The 17667-nt window shown below is 60.5% G+C and carries 13 protein-coding genes and 1 tRNA gene; 6 read left to right on the top strand and 8 right to left on the bottom strand.

The features are described 5' to 3' along the window. Positions 1 to 177: 177 nt before the first annotated feature. Positions 178 to 993: a hypothetical protein gene (locus ABD819_RS05470; protein ID WP_345121839.1), complete on the bottom strand. Its 816-nt coding sequence runs from the start codon at positions 991 to 993 to the stop codon at positions 178 to 180. Positions 994 to 1277: 284 nt separating this feature from the next. Further along, on the bottom strand, positions 1278 to 1937 hold the full coding sequence (locus ABD819_RS05465; RefSeq protein WP_188560580.1) for an ABC transporter ATP-binding protein: 660 nt from the start codon (positions 1935 to 1937) through the stop codon (positions 1278 to 1280). A gap of 272 nt (positions 1938 to 2209) precedes the next feature. Here ABD819_RS05465 and ABD819_RS05460 point away from each other — a divergent pair, with 272 nt between their 5' ends. After that, positions 2210 to 3349 carry a glycoside hydrolase family 113 gene (locus tag ABD819_RS05460; RefSeq protein ID WP_345121837.1) on the top strand — a complete coding sequence of 380 codons (1140 nt, stop codon included), beginning with the start codon at positions 2210 to 2212 and terminating at the stop codon, positions 3347 to 3349. A 70-nt stretch (positions 3350 to 3419) separates the two neighbouring features. Beyond that, complete coding sequence (sucC, locus tag ABD819_RS05455) at positions 3420 to 4616, top strand: ADP-forming succinate--CoA ligase subunit beta (RefSeq protein ID WP_345121835.1); 1197 nt, start codon at positions 3420 to 3422, stop codon at positions 4614 to 4616. Between the two features lie 82 nt (positions 4617 to 4698). On the opposite strand, the gene ABD819_RS05450 is transcribed toward sucC, so the two are convergent. Beyond that, positions 4699 to 5169: an Ohr family peroxiredoxin gene (locus ABD819_RS05450; protein WP_345121833.1), complete on the bottom strand. Its 471-nt coding sequence runs from the start codon at positions 5167 to 5169 to the stop codon at positions 4699 to 4701. A 149-nt stretch (positions 5170 to 5318) separates the two neighbouring features. Between ABD819_RS05450 and ABD819_RS05445 the strand changes: the two genes are divergently transcribed. From ABD819_RS05445 to ABD819_RS05435, 3 genes are all read left to right on the top strand, one after another. Then, a tRNA-Arg gene (locus ABD819_RS05445) sits at positions 5319 to 5390 on the top strand. Between the two features lie 440 nt (positions 5391 to 5830). After that, complete coding sequence (locus tag ABD819_RS05440) at positions 5831 to 7375, top strand: aldehyde dehydrogenase family protein (protein ID WP_345121831.1); 1545 nt, start codon at positions 5831 to 5833, stop codon at positions 7373 to 7375. Between the two features lie 599 nt (positions 7376 to 7974). Continuing rightward, positions 7975 to 8478: a fasciclin domain-containing protein gene (locus ABD819_RS05435; protein WP_345122143.1), complete on the top strand. Its 504-nt coding sequence runs from the start codon at positions 7975 to 7977 to the stop codon at positions 8476 to 8478. A gap of 130 nt (positions 8479 to 8608) precedes the next feature. Here the strand turns inward: ABD819_RS05435 and ABD819_RS05430 are convergent, their stop codons facing one another. From ABD819_RS05430 to ABD819_RS05420, 3 genes are all read right to left on the bottom strand, one after another. Then, positions 8609 to 10561 (bottom strand): T9SS type A sorting domain-containing protein, encoded by a 1953-nt coding sequence (locus tag ABD819_RS05430; RefSeq protein WP_345121829.1) that lies wholly within the window; start codon positions 10559 to 10561, stop codon positions 8609 to 8611. Between the two features lie 204 nt (positions 10562 to 10765). After that, entirely contained in the window at positions 10766 to 11527 is a 762-nt protein-coding gene (locus ABD819_RS05425) for a PASTA domain-containing protein (protein ID WP_345121827.1), read from the bottom strand. A 92-nt stretch (positions 11528 to 11619) separates the two neighbouring features. Further along, positions 11620 to 14409 (bottom strand): D-alanine--D-alanine ligase family protein, encoded by a 2790-nt coding sequence (locus ABD819_RS05420; protein WP_345121825.1) that lies wholly within the window; start codon positions 14407 to 14409, stop codon positions 11620 to 11622. Positions 14410 to 14594: 185 nt separating this feature from the next. Between ABD819_RS05420 and ABD819_RS05415 the strand changes: the two genes are divergently transcribed. Beyond that, positions 14595 to 15785, top strand: coding sequence for a phosphoglycerate kinase (locus ABD819_RS05415; protein WP_345121823.1), 1191 nt, complete (start codon positions 14595 to 14597; stop codon positions 15783 to 15785). Positions 15786 to 16282: 497 nt separating this feature from the next. Here ABD819_RS05415 and ABD819_RS05410 read toward each other — a convergent pair whose 3' ends face one another. Both ABD819_RS05410 and ABD819_RS05405 read right to left on the bottom strand, forming a co-directional pair. Continuing rightward, entirely contained in the window at positions 16283 to 17098 is an 816-nt protein-coding gene (locus ABD819_RS05410) for an MbnP family protein (protein ID WP_345121821.1), read from the bottom strand. Positions 17099 to 17235: 137 nt separating this feature from the next. Continuing rightward, on the bottom strand, positions 17236 to 17622 hold the full coding sequence (locus ABD819_RS05405) for a hypothetical protein (RefSeq protein WP_345121819.1): 387 nt from the start codon (positions 17620 to 17622) through the stop codon (positions 17236 to 17238). Between the last annotated feature and the right edge of the window lie 45 nt (positions 17623 to 17667).

Genomic DNA, 17667 nt, shown 5'->3' with positions numbered 1-17667 from the left:
CTGCTCAGGAAGGTGCCTCTAACCGCTGACCACGGATTCCTTATCATCAGGGACTGCCAACGGAACGCGGCGGCCTCAACTTTGGCGGATAAACTCAGCCCCCTGCCCTGTAGAAAAGGGCAACAAAGAAGCCCGGTACCTTGCGGCACCGGGCTTCTCAACTAATACAGCCGGAACTTACGCGGCAGCCTTTTCGCCGTTCTCACGGTCATCAATAGCCTTGCGCAGCTTGGCGATGGACTGGATGGCGCGCTCCTCATCAAGCCGGTTGATGTTGAGCAGCATCTTGGTTTTCTCGGGGCGGGTAATCACCGGGTGGTTCAGCAAGCGAATAATTTCCTCTTTCTGAGCAGCCGTTGCGTATTGCATCGGGGCGCCAGCCTGCTCGGCAGCCACTGTCGGAGCTTCAGCAGGCACCACCTGCATGGCGGGCACGGCCTTGGCTACAGCGGCAGCCGGAGCAACTACAGCAGCGGGTGCGTTGGTGTTGTAGTCCATTTCCTCAGCGGGCGTGGGCTCGTAGCCGGCGGCGCGGATAATCCAAGCCAGGCAGTTGCGGTAGGCTTTGCCGATGGCGCGGGTCTGCGCCATGCTCATGATGGCAAATTCCTGGTAGAATTTCTTGCCGCTCTCCTTATTGGAGCACACCGCGAAGCCTGCGCCCACGGTCGCGCCGTGGCGAATGTCGTAGAGCGTCACCTTGGCCTGGTATTTCAGCTCCTCGGGGCTGCTCACGTTGATGACGTGCTCCACGATGGGCACGATGCCCAGCCGCGAGCCGGCGTACTGCCAGCCTTCCACGTTCACGAACTCCTTGCCCTGCACCGTCGTGCTAAGCTTGTTGTCTTTAATGAACTTGGCGAGGTCCTTCGCCAGGTCCAGCGTTTCGTCGGAACGCGAGATATCGAAACTCTCGACTTTAGCTTTCTTGGTAACTTCCTTGGTGGTTTTGGGGGCCTCGTTCATGGCGGTTTTCTTTAGTAATGTGTCCAACTGATGTTCGGGTTTATAACCGAAGCATTGCGAGAAACGTGCCAGAAAAGCCAAAAATATTGGTAAATATTATTGCTGTTTATCAGTTGTTTATATGCATTAATGAAAAAAATGCGGCTAATAAGATTGGGTAAGCGGCCGGAGCAAAGGTTTTCGCTTTCTAAATGGGCTGAAATGCTTTCACCGCAGAAGACGCAGAAGAAAAGCGCAGAAGGGCCGCAGAAGAAAAAATCCTCTGCGGCCCTTCTGCGCTTTTCTTCTGCGTCTTCTGCGGTGAAAAAAACCTACCCGCCTTCCAGGATGTGCCCGTCGCGCATCACAATCTTGCGGTCGGCCATTTCGGCCAGCTGGTCGTTGTGCGTCACGATAACGAAGGTCTGGCCCAGCTCTTTGCGCAGCAGGAAGAAAATCTGGTGCAGCTCCTGGGCGTTCTTGGTATCGAGGTTGCCGCTGGGCTCGTCGGCGAAGATGATTTCGGGTGAGTTAATCAGGGCGCGGGCTACCGACACGCGCTGCTGCTCGCCGCCGCTCATCTCGCTGGGCTTGTGGTTGGCCCGAAATTCCATGTTCAGCATGCCCAGCAATTCGCGGGCCCGCACGCGCACTTCTTTCTCGGAGCGCCCGGCCAGGTAGGCGGGCAGGCACACGTTTTCGAGGGCCGTGAACTCGGGCAGCAGGTTGTGAAACTGGAAAATAAAGCCGATGTGCCGGTTACGGAACCGGGCCAAATCGTTGCGCCCCAGGGAGCTAACCGACTCACCATCGAACAACACTTCGCCCGAATCGGGGTTGTCGAGCGTGCCCAGAATGTGCAACAGCGTGCTTTTGCCCGCCCCGGAGGAGCCGACGATGCTCACGATTTCCGATTTCTCAATCGTCAAATCAATGCCCTTGAGCACGTTAAGAGAGTTGTAGCTCTTATGGATGTTAATAGCTTGCAGCAACGGCGGGCAGCGATAGACGTGAATGGTGCGGGTAACGGCAAAGCTACGCAGAATCCGGAAGGGCACGGCGAAGCTGGACCCTATACGTAGGCTACAAATTGGTGTGCGTACTATTTTGCGGGCTACTACAGCGGTTTCCAAGTTCCTGCACCTTTTTGTGATAAGTTAAAAGTTGAGAGTTAAAAGTTAAAATCCAGGCAGCTTGGGTTTTAGCTTTTAACTCTCAACTTTTAACTTATCATAAAACGTGAAGCCGCTCTATTTTTCTATTCATGACTTTATCACCGTCTCCGTTCGCCGTGCGCCGCTGGTGGCCGCTGGTCCTGCTAGCCGGGTTGGGGCTGCTGGTGTTGCTGTGGCAAAGGCCCCGCGCTGCCAGGCCGGCGGCTCAGGAGCCGTATATGGCGGCATTGCCACTTGGTCGGCCCCTGGCGTTCGATAGCAGCCGCCTGCGCGGCGTGAACTGGGTGGGCGGCGATTCGGTGACGGCCGCCGAGCTGGAGCCGCTGCGCAAAGCTGGGGTGACCTGGATTGCCCAAACACCCTTTGGCTGGCAGAGCGGGGCCGCCGACCCCACCATTCGCACCATCACGGCGCGGCCGGTGGGGCGCTGGGGCCTGTGGGGCGAGAGCGATGCCGGCATTGCCCACACCGTGCGGCTGGCGCGGCAGCGTGGCATCCGCACGCTGCTCAAGCCGCACTTGTGGGTGCGGGGCCGCAGCGCCTGGCCCGGCGACATTAACATGGCCAGCCCGGCCGACTGGGACGCGTGGTTTGCCAGCTATTCCAGCTTTATGCTGCACTACGCCCAACTGGCCGAAACCACGCACTGCGCCGGCCTGTGCATCGGCACCGAGCTGCAGCACGCCACCGAGCCGGCCCACGAAAAAGCCTGGCGCACGCTCATCCGCCAGATTCGGCGGGTGTACCATGGGCCGCTCACCTACGCGGCCAACTGGAGCGGCGAGTACCAGCAAATCCGATTCTGGGACGCCCTCGATTACGTGGGCGTGCAGGCGTATTTCCCGTTGAGCACGGCCGATAATCCATCGCTCGACACCTTGCTGCGCGGCTGGCAGCCGCATTTGCAAAAGCTGGCCCAGTGGCAGAAAAAAATCAAAAAGCCCGTTGTTTTTACCGAAGTGGGCTACAAGACCACGGCCGATGCCGCCATCCGTCCCTGGGAGTGGCCCGAGCGCACGGCGGCCCTGCAAACCCCCGACGAGGCCACGCAGGCCCGCTGCTACGAGGCCCTGTTTCGGGCCTGCTGGGGCCTGCCGTGGCTAAAAGGCACGTTTATCTGGAAGTGGTACCCGGGGCTGGAGGCTGATGGCCCGGCCCGCCGGCACGCCGATTTCACGCCCCAGCACAAGCCTGCCGAAACCGTTTTGGCCCGGTGGTATGCGCAGTAAGGCCCGGCCGCCGTACTTTCGCGTCAGCAACCGAAGGTCAGTGTAGCTAACCCACCCCTTTTTCATTTTTATGAACATTCACGAATATCAGGGCAAAGAAATCCTGAAAAAATACGGCGTGCGCGTGCAGGAAGGCATCGTGGCCGACACGCCCGAGGAGGCCGTAGCCGCCGCCGAGAAGCTCACCGCCGATACCGGTACCAGCTGGTACGTTATTAAGGCGCAGATTCACGCGGGTGGTCGGGGCAAAGGGGGCGGAGTGAAGCTCGCCAAAAACCTGGAGCAGGTGAAGGAAATTGCCGGCAACATCCTCGGTATGCAGCTCATCACCAAGCAAACCACTGCCGAAGGCCGCAAAGTGCATAAGGTATTGGTGGCGCAGGACGTGTACTACCCCGGCGCTTCGGAGCCGAAGGAGTACTACATGAGCGTGCTGCTAGACCGGGCGCTGGGCAAAAACGTCATCATCTACACCACCGAGGGTGGCATGGACATTGAGGAAGTAGCCGAGTCGCACCCCGAGAAAATCCACCGCGAGCACGTGGACCCCGCCGTGGGCCTGCAAGGCTTCCAGGCCCGCAAAATTGCCTTCAACCTCGGCCTCGAAGGCGAAGCACAGAAGGAAATGGTGAAGTTCGTAACGGCCCTGTACAAGGCTTACGACGAAACCGATTCGGCCATGTTCGAAATCAACCCCGTGCTGAAAACGTCGGACAACAAAATCCTGGCCGTTGACGCCAAGGTGACGCTGGACGAAAACGCCCTGTACCGCCACAAGGATTTCGTGGCCCTGCGCGACTTTAACGAGGAAGACCCGTTGGAAGTGGAAGCCAGCCAGAACAACCTGAACTACGTGAAGCTCGACGGCAACGTGGGTTGCATGGTGAACGGTGCCGGCCTGGCCATGGCCACCATGGACATCATCAAGCTGAGCGGCGGCGAGCCGGCCAACTTCCTCGACGTGGGGGGTGGAGCCAACGCCCAGACGGTGGAAGCCGGCTTCCGCATCATCCTGAAGGACCCGAACGTGAAGGCTATTCTCATCAACATCTTCGGCGGCATCGTGCGCTGCGACCGGGTGGCCAACGGGGTAGTTGAGGCCTACAAAGCCATCGGCGACATCCGCGTGCCCATCATCGTGCGCCTGCAAGGCACCAACGCTGAGGAAGGCGCTCGCATCATCAACGAAAGCGGCCTGAAAGTGTCTTCAGCTGTATTGCTGAAAGATGCCGCCGCCCGCGTGAAAGAAGTGCTGGCTACCGCCTAAGGCTAGTTAAAAGTTGAGAGTTAAAAGTTAAAAAGGCCCGTCTGGATTACCGGACGGGCCTTTTTAACTTTTAACTCTCAACTTATTTTCCTTCGGCCACGCCGACATTTTCTTCGGCCTGCACCGGGATGGCCTTGCCCATCACGCGCAGCTCGACTTCCATGTTGCCACGGGTGCCAACGGAATAAGGACATATTTTGTGGGCCTGGCGCACCATTTCAATGGTTTTGGCCTCGTCGAATTTCTTCAAGTCCACGTCGAGGATGGCGCTCAGGCCGTAGCCTTCACCTTCCTGAAACAGTGTAACGGAGCAATGCACCGAGCTTTCCTTATCGAGGGTATCACTAGCGCGCTCCGAAATCACGAGCAGCGCCTGCTGGAAGCACGAGGCATAGCCGGCGGCAAACAGCTCTTCGGGATTGGTGGCGCCTTTTTTGCCGCCCAGGCCTTCCGGCACGGACATATCCAGGTCGATTACGCCAGTGGCGGAGCGAACGCGGCCGCTACGGCCACCCACGGCCGCCGCATCGGCGGTATACAGATTCTTTTTCATGAAGAAAATGAGTGAATGAAAGATGATTGAGGTGCTGGATTAACTTTGTTTCTGGACCTAAGGTTGTGCCGAAACCGGTTTTAACGCCAGAAAAGTGGCACTGTCATTTGGCTGCGTGGGCTTTTGTGGCTACTTTTGCAGCCTATTCCGGCCGCGTCGTACAACGGATAGTATGAGAGTTTCCGAAGCTCTTGATTTAGGTTCGATTCCTAACGCGGCCACTAAAAACCCCGTTTCCAGCCAGGAAACGGGGTTTTTCTTTGTCGGGAGGACGGTTTGGGGTGCATTGAAATAAAGTTTGGACAATGCTGTCGCTTGCTTACTTTGATGACTGACTTTACGCACGGCGGGCCGTCTTGGCGTCAACCTCACGGCCTAGCTCCCCTCTCACCGGGGAGAGGGGGGCTAGGCCGTGACCATGCTGCGCAACAGCAGTTAACAGGTAGAAGATAAGAGTTAAAATCAAACGGCTGCTTTCAACTCCCAACATATATGGGAGTTACGGACTTCATGCGCTGTGTAAGCTGATTGTTAATCATTCATCCAGACAAGGCGAATTTGTCTTATTGTTGAAAATCAATAATTTAGCTTTCAAGTTGCGTAAGTCCTGCTGTGATTTTTAACTCTTAACTCATCCTCTTAACCCGTAACTCATTCCCACATGCCCAAAATCATTTCGCCCCAGGTTGAATTTGCCACGCTGCTGGCCCAGGTAAAACAGGCCGCGCCGGAAATTTTCACGCCCGAGGGCGGCTTCCTCAACCTGCTGGAAGGCCGCTGGCAGGAGCCGGGCAACCCTCGGAAGTTTCACTCCGCGATAGATGGCACGCTGCTCGGCAGCCTGCCCATGCTGGACAGCGCCACCGCCCTGCGGGGCGTGCTGGCCGCCAAGCAGGAGGCCCCTGCCTGGGCCGCTACCGACCGCGACGAGCGCCGCGCTCGCGTTCAGGCCGCCCTGGAGGCGCTGCGACCGCACGTCGACCTCATCGGCAAGCTGCTGATGTGGGAAATCGGTAAAACCTACAAGCTCGGTTTCACCGACATCGACCGCGCCGTGGAGGGCGTGCAGTGGTACGTCGACAACATTGACCAGCTGCTGGGCAGCCGCACGCCGCTGGGCCTGGTGTCGAACATTGCCTCGTGGAACTACCCCATGTCGGTGCTGCTGCACGCGGTGCTGGTGCAGGCGCTGTGCGGCAACTCCGTCATCGCCAAAACGCCCACCGATGGCGGCTTCATTTCCCTGAGCCTGGCCTTTGCGCTGGTGCGCCGGGCCGGCGTGCCCGTGACGCTGGTGAGCGGCGCGGGCGGCGAGCTGAGCGACGTGCTGGTGAAGCACGCCGCCATCGACTGCCTCAGTTTCGTGGGCGGCCGCAAAAACGCCCGCAATATCGCCGATGCCCTGGCCACTACCGACAAGCGCTACATGCTGGAAATGGAAGGCGTGAATGCCTACGGCATCTGGGACTACAGCGACTGGAACACCCTGGCCGACCAGCTCAAGAAGGGCTACGACTACGGCAAGCAGCGCTGCACCGCCTACGTGCGCTTCGTGGTGGAGCGCCGCCTGTTTCCGCAGTTCCTGGAAACCTACTGGGATGCCGTGCGCAACCTGAAAGTGGGCAACCCCACGCTGGTGGACAGCGCGGATGATAAGCTGCCCGACCTGGCTTTCGGCCCGGTCATCAACGCCGCCCAGGCCCGGGACCTCGACCGCCTCTACCAGGATGCGTTGAAAACCGGGGCTACTCCGCTGCTCAACGGCCGTCTCGACGACAGCTTGTTCTTGCCCGGCCAGGACCGCAGCGCCTACGTGGCCCCGCGCGCCCTCGTGAACCTGCCCCGCCAGAGCGAGCTGTACTTCAAAGAGCCCTTCGGCCCGATTGACAGCATCGTGCTGGTCGACCGCATCGATGAGCTGGTGGGGGAGATGAACATTTCCAACGGGGCCCTGGTGGCCGCCATTGCCTCCGATGATGAGGCGCTGGCCAAGCGCACGGCCCGGGAAATCCGCTCCTTCAAAGTCGGCATCAACAAGCTGCGCTCGCGCGGCGACCGCGAAGAGGTTTTCGGCGGCCTGGGCGAGTCGTGGAAAGGCGCGTTCGTGGGCGGCAAGCTGCTGGTGGAAGCCGTGACCAACGGCCCCGCCGGCCAGCCCATCCTCGGCAACTATCCCGAAGCCACGCTGCTGCCCGAAAAGGTGTAGTAGGGTTGCCGGTTTAGCTCAGAGCCGTAGGGATGCAACATGTTGCATCCCTACGGCTCAACGTTTTTTTACCCGCTGACCCAGCTCCCCCCGTTTCATCCCGCGTAAGTCCTGTCAAAATAAAGCAGCGCTTCGTTTTTCGAAATCCAGGGCTTCCGCATCAAATCATGTACAACGGCCCCCAGTACCTGCCAAATCCGGATGAGGCGTTGGAAGCCTCCAAATGCTGTCGGCTCCAAAGTACCCCCAGAGCCTGGAAACGCAGTTGCAGATTTTGGTGCGGTAGTCTTATTCGAAATCAATGGCACCAACCAATATTGTGTTTTTGCGTTAGATAAAGATTATAAATTCTTTCACTAACACCTGCACTCATGAACACCAAGCCATTTCTCGCCACTTTCGCCCTCGCTGTGGCTCTAGTCACTCCGGTTTTTGCCCAGGATGGCATGAAGACCAAAAGCGACGACGAAAAGACTAAGACCAAAGCCGACGGCATGACCACCAAAACCAAAATGGCGGACGATGGCAAGATGAAAGTCAAAGGCAAGTCGGATGCCGGCGACAAGATGAAGTCCAAAACCCAGCCCCGCAAAGGCGACATGATGGGCAACAGCGGCAGCATGAAGATGGAATCCGGTGCTGGCGTAATGGTGGGCGGAGCCATGATGACGGCCGACAAAGACATCGTGGATAACGCCGCCGGCAGCTCCGACCACACCACGCTGGTAGCCGCCGTGAAGGCCGCCGGTCTGGTAGAAACGCTGAAAAGCGCGGGCCCCTTCACCGTATTTGCTCCCACCAACGCTGCCTTCGATAAGCTGCCCGCCGGCACCGTAGCCTCGCTGGTGACGCCCGAAATGAAGCCCACCCTCACCAAAATCCTGACCTACCACGTAGTACCCGGCCGCCTCATGGCCGCCGACCTTCAAAACGGTCAGACGCTGACCACCGTGCAAGGCGAAACGCTGACCGTAATAGCCAACGGCAACGGCGTAATGCTGAAAGATGCCAAAGGCGGCATGTCGAAAGTAACCATTGCCAACGTGGTATCGAGCAACGGCGTAACCCACGTAATCGACACGGTATTGATGCCCGCTAACTAGTAAGCAGGCAGCCTGCTGCGTACCTGCAGCGCCTCCTGAAACCTGGTAACGGAGTTTCGCTGGTCAGCAAGCACCACATAAAAAAGCCCTTCAGATTTGTCTGAAGGGTTTTTTTATGTGGTTTAATAGGCTACAAAATGGCCAGCCGGCGGCCCACGGTGCGGCCGTCGGCCAGGGTCAGGCGCACGGTGTAGATGCCGGCGGCCAGCGCGGGAAGCGGCAGCGTGGGCTGGCCGGCCTGGGCGGCGGGCTGCTCCCACACCACGCGGCCCAGGGCGTCGAGCACGGCGGCGCGGGCAAAGGCCGGCCCGTCGATGCTCACGGTGCCATGCGTCGGGTTGGGATACACGCTGAAGGCGGCCGTTTCGCGGGCTGAGGCGGTAGCAGTAGCTATGTTATTCGTCATCACGGGGCGCATCATGGGGGCACCGCGGTTCAGCGAGGCGGGGTTGGCCAGCCAGGTGCCAAAGTTGTCGCGCCGCCAGAAGTAGCCTGCCGGCACCGAGCTGTTCAGGTCGAGGCCATACTGCAGGTTGCGGCTTTGCGAGGGCTGGGTGAAGCCCACGTAGAACGTACCGGTCACGGGCACGGGCTGGTCGAAGGTGACTTCGAAATACTGCCAACCTGCTGGAAAAGCCGACGCGGCCGGAATGGTAACGGTTTTGGAGGCGCGGGCGGCGGTAGCAGGCTGTCCGCTCGCATCGTCCCAGATGCTGATGGTGACGGACCGGGCCAGCTGGTCGGAAGCTGAAAATACCGGGTACAGGCGCAGGGAGCGCACAAAGTCGGGGCGGTTGAGGTCGAAGCGGTACGCCAGGGCTCCCGCCTGCCCGGTCACGTAGGGCACCAATTGGATGAAGTTTTCGGCCGTGCCATCGTCGTAGGCATAGTAGGTGCCCAGCTCCACATCGCGGGATATCGTGTCGTTGGCCAGCGTGCGCGGCGTGGTTTCCTGCGAGTTGAGCGCCAGCGTGTAGCGCAAAATCTTGGGCGTGGCCGTGGTGGGCAGGGCCACGCGGTTGGCCGCGCCGGTCACGCTGTCCAGGCGCGGGTTTCCGGGCGGCAGGTTGCGGACGTCCTGCAGCCAGGTGCCGATTGGGCTAGCCGCGGGCAACTCGCGCACGGTGCCCGTTACGCCGGTGCGCAGGGCCAGCGGCCCGGAGTTCAGGTTGGTCACGTTCACGCCAAGCTTGGGATTGAGCTCGCTGGTAGGCGAAGCCGCGGCGTTGAACTGCCATACCGGCATCGAGGTAAACCGGCGCAAGGGACTGCGCAGCCCTCCCGAAGGAGCGCCGCCCCGCAAGCCGGCGCTGGTCGCTACGTCCACGAACGTGGTGTCGGTCAGGCCGCGCGCGCGGCCGCGGTCGAGTAGCACGTAGTCGACGCTCCAGTTGTCGCTGTTGTCCGAATTATTGCCGCTGGCCACGAACATGAACTGAAAGTTGGCGTGCAGGTATTTGGCCTGATTGAGCAGAATCACCTGCTGCCGGAAGCCGGTACGGGCTCGTTGGCTGGTGTACACCCACACCGATTCCCAGCGGTTGGGGTTCGTTTTGACGAATAGCTCCAGGCTGACGGTATTGTTATTCACATTGGCATTGGGCGCGCCCACGATGCTGCCGGCCTGCCAGGCAAAGCTCAGGGCCACCTGGCTGCCAGTGGTATAGCTACTCAGGTCGATGGGCTGCGACATCAGCGAATCGATGGGGCCGTAGGAGCTGGCCACGGCGTTGCTGTAGGTGCGGCCATTGGCCCGCAGGCCGTCGAGGGTGGCGGCTCCGCGCGTGAGGGGGGCCAGCGCCAGGCGGTTGCTCACGATGGCCCCGCCCGTCGGCATCCAGTTCAGCACTTTCGGCGCGCCTTCGAGCGGCGAGGTAAAATCGTCGAAGAAGGGAAGAGCCAGCGCAGTAGTGCCGGCCGCGCCGCGCAGCTGTGGGCGCAGCATAGGCGAGGGCGCAAAATGAGCGCGGCCGGGGTCAGCCGCCAGCGGCCCCGTGATAACGGCCTGGGCTGAGACCGCACCGGCCGCCGCCAGCAGCAGCGGCAGCAGCAGTTGGCGCGACGCGTGGAAAAGTGTCATCATGTAGCAGGATTTTGGGAGCCTAACGCCGCCGGCGAAGGAAAAAGTGCACGGGAACAGAACGTGATACGCAATAAAAGAACGTCATGCTGAGCTTGCCGAAGCATCTCTACCGCAATACTAAAATTGATTAGTGGCTCGGTAGAGATGCTTCGACTGCGCGGACGCAAGATGAGGCATGACGTTCTCTGGGTTTAAAACAATGACCTATTTCGCCACCCAGATATCCACCAGCTGGCCCATGCGGATGGTGGCATCGGGGCCGGCCATGGGGCGCTGGCGCACCACCGTGCCGGGGACCTGGCCCTCTTCGGCGGGCTGCTCAAATACTTCGCCTTTCTGCAGGCCCTGGCCCAGGAGTAGTGTAATGGCCTCATCCGCGGGCTTATTCACGAGATTGGGCACGGCGAAGGTCTGGTTGCCCTGGCCGTCGCCCACTACCAAATCTACCTGAGTGCCCTTAGCAATGGATGCGCCGGGCGCAATTTCCTTGCCGTTGACGAGCTGCTTGAGCACCGCCCCCGAAGCTAAGTCGGGCACCAGCTGCACCTGGCCCGCCACCAGGTCGTAGCTTTTGAGGATGAGCATGGCGGCTTTCGAGGAGTTGCCGGTCAGCTTCGGCATCTTGATGACCGGTGGGTTTTTCATGCTCACCTGGATGTAGATTTTGCGGCCTTCCTTCACCTTCTCGCCCGGGGCGGGGTCCTGCACCAGCACCGTGAAGGGCCGGACGCCGGGATTATAGCTGGAGTCGTCGACAAAGTAGGCCAGCTTGCGCTCGTCGAGATAGTCCTCAAGGCCGGCCACGTTCATGCCCGTCACCTTGGGCACGGTGATGGTTTCGCCGTGGTGCGTGCTCACGGGCAGGTACACGTAGAAAAAGCCTAGCACAAGCATCAGGCCCACCAACGCGATAAGCATGAGGTGCTTCACGACGTCGAGCGGGGTATTGGAGGTAAGAAGAGCCATTATTTAGTGGTTAATGATTAATGGTCAATGGTTAATGTTCTTAGGGGGCGTTTTTGGAAGCAGCGGGGCGGCCGTCCATTAATCACTGACCATTAACCGTTAACCATTTTAGAAGCCCGCGCCTTGCCGAACTCCAGAATCCGGTCGATAAACTCGTAGGGCGTGTAGCCGGCCAGCGCCGTTTGGTGGAAAATGCAGGTGGCCGGCGTCATGCCGGGCAGCGAGTTGACTTCGATAATTAGCACCTCAACTTCGCCCTCCTGGCGCACGCGCACGAAGGCGTCAATCCGGGCATAGCCCTGAATATTGAGCACTTCGGCCACGCGGCGCAGCACGGCCTTCACCTCGTTCGAGATGCGCTGGCGCTCCACGGCATCCACGTCGTAGCGGGCGGGGGTGATGTTCTGGCCTTCGCCGGCCAGAAATTTCTCCTCCAGGCTCAGCACTTCGCCGGTGGCCAGGGCCTCGCTGGCCTCGAATACTTCGATAACGAGCAGGCCGTCTTCGTCATAGCTCGTGAGCAGGCCGCCGGTGATTTCCAGGAAATGCGCGGCTCCGTCGCGGCTGATGAGGGTTTCGACCAGGAAAGCCTCCTTGCGCGGAAACTCCTCCTTGAAGCCCAGGCTCAGCACCTCGGCCGGGGCGGGCAGCAGGTCTTCCTCGGTGCGGAAGATGAGCTGGCTGAAGGCTTCGAGCTCGGCCCGGGTCTTGATTTTCTTCACCGCCGAAGAGCAGCCGTCGTCGGCGGGCTTGGCGATGAACGGGTAGGGGAACTGCGTTTCGAGACCGCGGTAGAAGCTTTCGGCGTCGGCCAGCCACTCCAGCTTAGTGGCCATGCGGTGCTCGGCCACCAGCAAGCCGGCTTCGCGCAGGCGCTGGTTAGTTTCGAACTTGTTGATGGTGACGCTGCTGCTGGCCACGCCCGAGCCGTTGTAGGGCAGGTTGAATTTTTCCAGCTCCTGCTGCAATGCGCCGTCCTCGCCGGGCCGGCCGTGCAGCGCGATGAACACCTCATCAGCTAGCTGGGCCAGCTCCTCGAACGAGATGCGGCGCGGCTGGGCCAGCGCCTGCCCGGCGTAGGTGCTGGTAATGGCCCCGGCCTCGCGCCGAATGCGCGCCAGAATGGGGTGCGGGGCCTCGCCGGCCTCGGCGTGCTCGATTTTCTCGCGGATGTCGTCGGCGTTGTCCTTCAGCATCACGTTCACGGGCAGCACATAAAGCCTGTGCTCCTGGGCCGAGCCGGTGAGGAACACCGGCACCGGCGCGTACTTGGCCGACGAGCTGAGCTTCTCGAAAATATTGCGCCCGCTTTCCACCGAAATGTGGCGCTCCGAGGAGTAGCCGCCCATTATCACGGCCACGCGAATGCGCTCGGTGGTCTCGTGCTGGCGGCCGGCCACGGCAGCGTCCAGCTGGGCCAGTAGCTGCCCCAGCTTCACGGGGCGCAGACCGGCGCGGCGGCGGGCCGCCAGCGACGTGCGGATGAGGAACGTGAGAAACTGCGAAGGATTGAGCCCGATTTCGGCCGCCTGGTGGAAAAAGAACGAAGCCGGCAGCATGCCCGAAGTCGTGTTCGGGTCATTCAGGTAAAGGGTAGGATTTTTTAGGGTAGGAGGGTGGGAGGGTAGGAGGGTAGGGGTTTGGGGAGAAACATCGTTCACCTCATACCCGCCTACCCCCATACCCTCATGCCCTTCAACATAGAAGCCATCCAGACGGGCGTACACCTGGAAGCCGAACGTGCGGAACATCTCCTCGCAAGCCTCGCGGATTTCCTGAATTTTATCCTCCGGCAAGTCAATCGGCGTGACTTTGCGGGCCAGGCCGGGCAGGTACTTCGAGCGGTAGTCGAACATCTCCTCGCCCTTCACAATCTCGGTGGGGGGCAGGGCCAGGGGCGCGCCGTTGAAATCTTCCACCACAATGCAGCTGAACTCGCGGCCCGCTACAAAGCTCTCCACCAGCACCTGGGTTTCGCCGTCGATGTTGGTCAGGCGCACTTCCTCGGCCGTTTCCAGCCGTTCGTTGAGGGTGAAAAGTAGGGTTTCGGGGTGGTAGATGGGGTCGGTTTCGTCGTCGAGCACCACCGGCAGGCCGATGCCTTCGCGGATGTCCGTCAAGTGCTGCACCCAGGCCAGCCGGTCCTGCTCGCCCAGGCGCTGCCAGTCGGCGCGGGTCAGGGTTTTGCGGAACAGGCTGCGCTCGATGGCGGCCTCAAACTTAGCCAGGTCGTCGGTTTTCAGAATGCTGACCCCGATACTGGAGCCCTGACGCGGGGCTTTCAGCACCAGCGGCAGGCCTATTTCGCGCACTAGGTAGGCCAGGGTGGCGGCGTGGTTGGTGGTATCCCATTCCTCGGCCGTGATGACGCGGAAGTCGGGCGTGGGCCGGCCCAGCGCTTTCAACAGCTTCTTCTGCGCGATTTTATCAATGCCAAACGCCGAGGGCAGGATGCCGGAGCCCGAATACGGAATGCCCAGCCACTCCAGCAGGCCCTGAATGGCGCCGTCTTCGCCGCCCGGCCCGTGCAGGGCCAGAAAGGCAAAGTCCATGAGCAGGGGCAGCTGCTCGGGCTGTACCTGCCGGCCCACCTTGGCAATAGCCTCGGATTTCTCGTCGTGGCTCAGCTCGCCCAGACTTTCGATATAAACCTGCAAATGGTGCAGTGACGGCGGCTGCGACGATACCGGCGGATAGAAATCCCGAATGGTGCCTTTGTAGATGAACTGCCAGTCGAGCAGAATAAACTGCCCCAGGCTATCCACGAAGATGGGGACGGGCTGAAACAGCGTCTTGTCCAGATTATCAAAGACGGTGCGGCCGCCGGCGAAAGAAATTTCCCGCTCGCGCGAAGTGCCCCCGAAAAAAATGCCGATTTTCATAAGTAGGGCAAAGGTAAGGAGAGGCGGGGCGCTGGAATAATAAAGAACGTCATGCTCATCTGGCGTCCGCGAAGCCGAAGCATCTCGCGTGCAGCAGTGATTCAATCGGTCAACGGTGCGAGCGAGATGCTTCGGCTTCGCTCAGCATGACGTTCTTTGTGTCCTTCACCACTCACCCTCACCTAATGAATACCCTCGACACCTACAATTTCGCCGGCAAGCGCGCCGTGATGCGCGTCGATTTCAATGTGCCCCTCGATAAGGACCTGCACATCACCGACGATACCCGCATCCGCATGGCTACGCCCTCGGTGATGAAAATCCTGAACGATGGCGGCTCGGTGGTGCTGCTCTCGCACCTGGGCCGGCCCAAGGGTGGCCATGAGAAGAAATTCTCGCTCGAAAGCCTGGTGCTGCATCTGCAAAAGGAATACGGCCGCGACGTGCAGTGGGGCGGCGACGTGCTCGGCGACGAAGCGGCCCAAAAAGCCGCCGCGCTGCAGTCCGGCCAGGTGCTGCTGCTCGATAACCTGCGCTTTCATAAAGAAGAAGAAGCCGGCGACCCGGCTTTCGCCGCCCGGCTCGCCGCCTTGGGCAATGTGTACGTGAACGATGCCTTCGGTACCGCGCACCGCGCCCACGCCTCCACGGCCGTGATGGCCAGCTCGTTTGCCCCGCAGGACCGGGTGGGCGGCTACCTGCTGCAATCCGAAATCGACAACGCCAAAAAAGTGCTGGAGCACGCCGAGCGGCCCTTCACGGCCATCATGGGCGGGGCCAAGATTTCGGATAAGATTCTCATCATCGAAAAGCTGCTCGATAAGGTAGACAACCTGCTCATCGGCGGGGGAATGGCCTACACCTTTGCCGTGGCGCAGGGCGGGCACGTGGGCAATTCGCTGCTGGAAGCCGACAAAGTAGACCTGGCCCGGCAGCTCATCCAGAAAGCCAAAGACAAGGGCGTGAACCTGATGCTGCCCGGCGACTCGCTCATCGCCGACCGGTTTGCCAACGATGCCAACGTGGACATTGCCGCCAATACCAGCATCCCCGAAGGCTGGATGGGCCTCGACCTGGGCCCCGATAGCCGCGAAGCCTTCGCCGACGTCATCCGCGACAGCAGAACCATCCTCTGGAACGGTCCGATGGGCGTGTTCGAGATGAGCAATTTCTCGCTCGGCACCGAGTACGTGGCCCGCGCCATTGCCGAGGCCACGGCCGCCGGGGCCTACTCGCTCATCGGCGGGGGCGACTCGGCCGCGGCGGTGCAGCAAATGGGCTTCGGCGAGCAGGTGAGCTACATCTCGACCGGTGGCGGCGCGCTGCTGGAGTACATGGAAGGCAAGGAGCTGCCCGGCGTGACGGCCCTGGGGTAAAATCAGGACCTGGAAATGAGAAAACCCCGGCTACGCAAGTGGCTTGTCCTTACCCAAGTTTTGCATCGTTGCTCCGGTCCGACCGCCTTAGGCGGTCCGACCGGTTTAAGTACCAACGATTTCGTCCTCACGACGACCGGTCGGACCGCCTAGGGCGGTCGGACCGGACCGTTTCAGCGGCCATTTGAAAACTTGGGTAAGGACAAGCTACGCAAGTGGCCGGGGTTTTTCCTGTTTTGAGCCACTACTTCGCCTGTTTCTCCAGCAGCTGAAGCAGCCCATCGGCGGCCCGTTCGGTAGCGGGGTAGCCCTGTTGGGCGGCGCGTCACCCGGCGGCAATAAGGTCATTGCGGGGCTCGGTTTTTGAAGTTGTTGCCGGGCGCATTCTGCTGTCTACTAAGTAGTCGCGCAAAAGTAAACGAGTAAAAGGCGGTCATTCTGCGCATTCTGCTTAATGCGCAGAATGCGCTGCATGACGGTTACTTTTGCACGAGTACTTAGTTGGCGTGGATGTGGTCAACCGTAAACATGCCGGCCGCAATATTATCGGCAACCTTCACCGCTGGTGCGCCCCCCATCACGTTGTAGGTGTTGGTAAAATTTATCAGGTTCGGGCCGCTGAACATCCTGGCGATATCGACTTGCAGGTGAATTTCGGGCGCATGGTCGGGGCGCACCAGCATGGGGGAATTGGCGGTCGGGAAAGGGGCTGTCACCGTCCGAATCGTGTTGGTGCTGGCCTGCTTGTAGCCGGCGATGTGGAACGTGAGCCCCCCCGAGCGGGCCTTCGACGAGTAGCCGCTCAGGCTCACGTTGATGAACTCATCCACGCCGTTCATGGTCCAGAGCATGCCGTTGCCCGCGTTGAGCACGGCTTCCGTGAAATTGCCCGCTTTGGTGCGGGCGCTGTCCACGCCCACCACGAAGATGATGCCGGTATAGTCGCCCACCGGCACGTCGCTGAAAACGAGCTCCTGCGAGGCGGGCTTGGTCTGGTCTACCAGGTAGTAGGTTTTGGGTAGCGCATAGGTCGAGTTGTCGGCCTTCAGCAGCTTCACGTTGGAGAGGTAATACTTGAAGGTGCTCACCGTGAAGTCGTCGCCGTTGGCATTGACGTAGGCCCCGGAGCCCAGCACCAGCGAGCCGAACGTGGGGGTGCCGGTGGTGGGATTGGGCATGGTCACGCCGTTGTCCAGGTGCAGGGTGACGGTGCCCGCGATGGCAGGTGTGGCCACATCATTCTGACAGCCCGCCAGGCCGCATGCCGCCAATGCGAGCGAACCAATAAAGACGGAAGCGGAAAATGATTTCATAAGCATCGAGGAGAAACTATTGACTGCTTGAAAAATAATGCGTGCGAACACGCGCGCTCAGGCCCGCCACGGGCTCGACAGGGCCTTTTGGGCCAGGCCGCTTTTCTGCCTGGCAAGGTAGTGAGCAAGCCCTGGAATCAGGCAGGTAGGAGGGGCGGGCGGAATACGGCGGGGCCGCGGCCGGCCGCGCACCGTGCCGGGTGCAGCGCCGGGTAGCGCCGGGCCGGTAGCCGCCAGCGGTGGGCGGCGGGCCGCGCAAAGGCCAAGGCCGCCAAGGGCAGCACTTCGTACTTCATTTTGGCAACGGGGCCGGCCGGGGCTTTTTTATCGTCGTTATCGGTTTGGCGCAGCTGGCTGGCCAGGTGGCACTTGCCGTTGCAGTGCCGTTGCGGCCGGGCTTTGTTCACGCAGTACCGCGCCGTGATGCGGACTTTGTTCAGCTGATAGTTCACGACCAGCACCTCCGGCCCCAGCGTTTGGAGCAGCACGAGGGCGACGAGGAAAAGAGCCGCAAAGCGAGTCACGGATGAAGCGGGAGACGGTGGCTACCCAGGGCAAAGGGAGAGGGG

This window comes from Hymenobacter antarcticus (genome assembly GCF_039539545.1).
GTDB classification, from domain to species: domain Bacteria; phylum Bacteroidota; class Bacteroidia; order Cytophagales; family Hymenobacteraceae; genus Hymenobacter; species Hymenobacter antarcticus.
The sequence above is the reverse complement of the archived record's forward strand: the minus strand, read 5'-3'. Positions and strand labels throughout refer to the sequence as shown.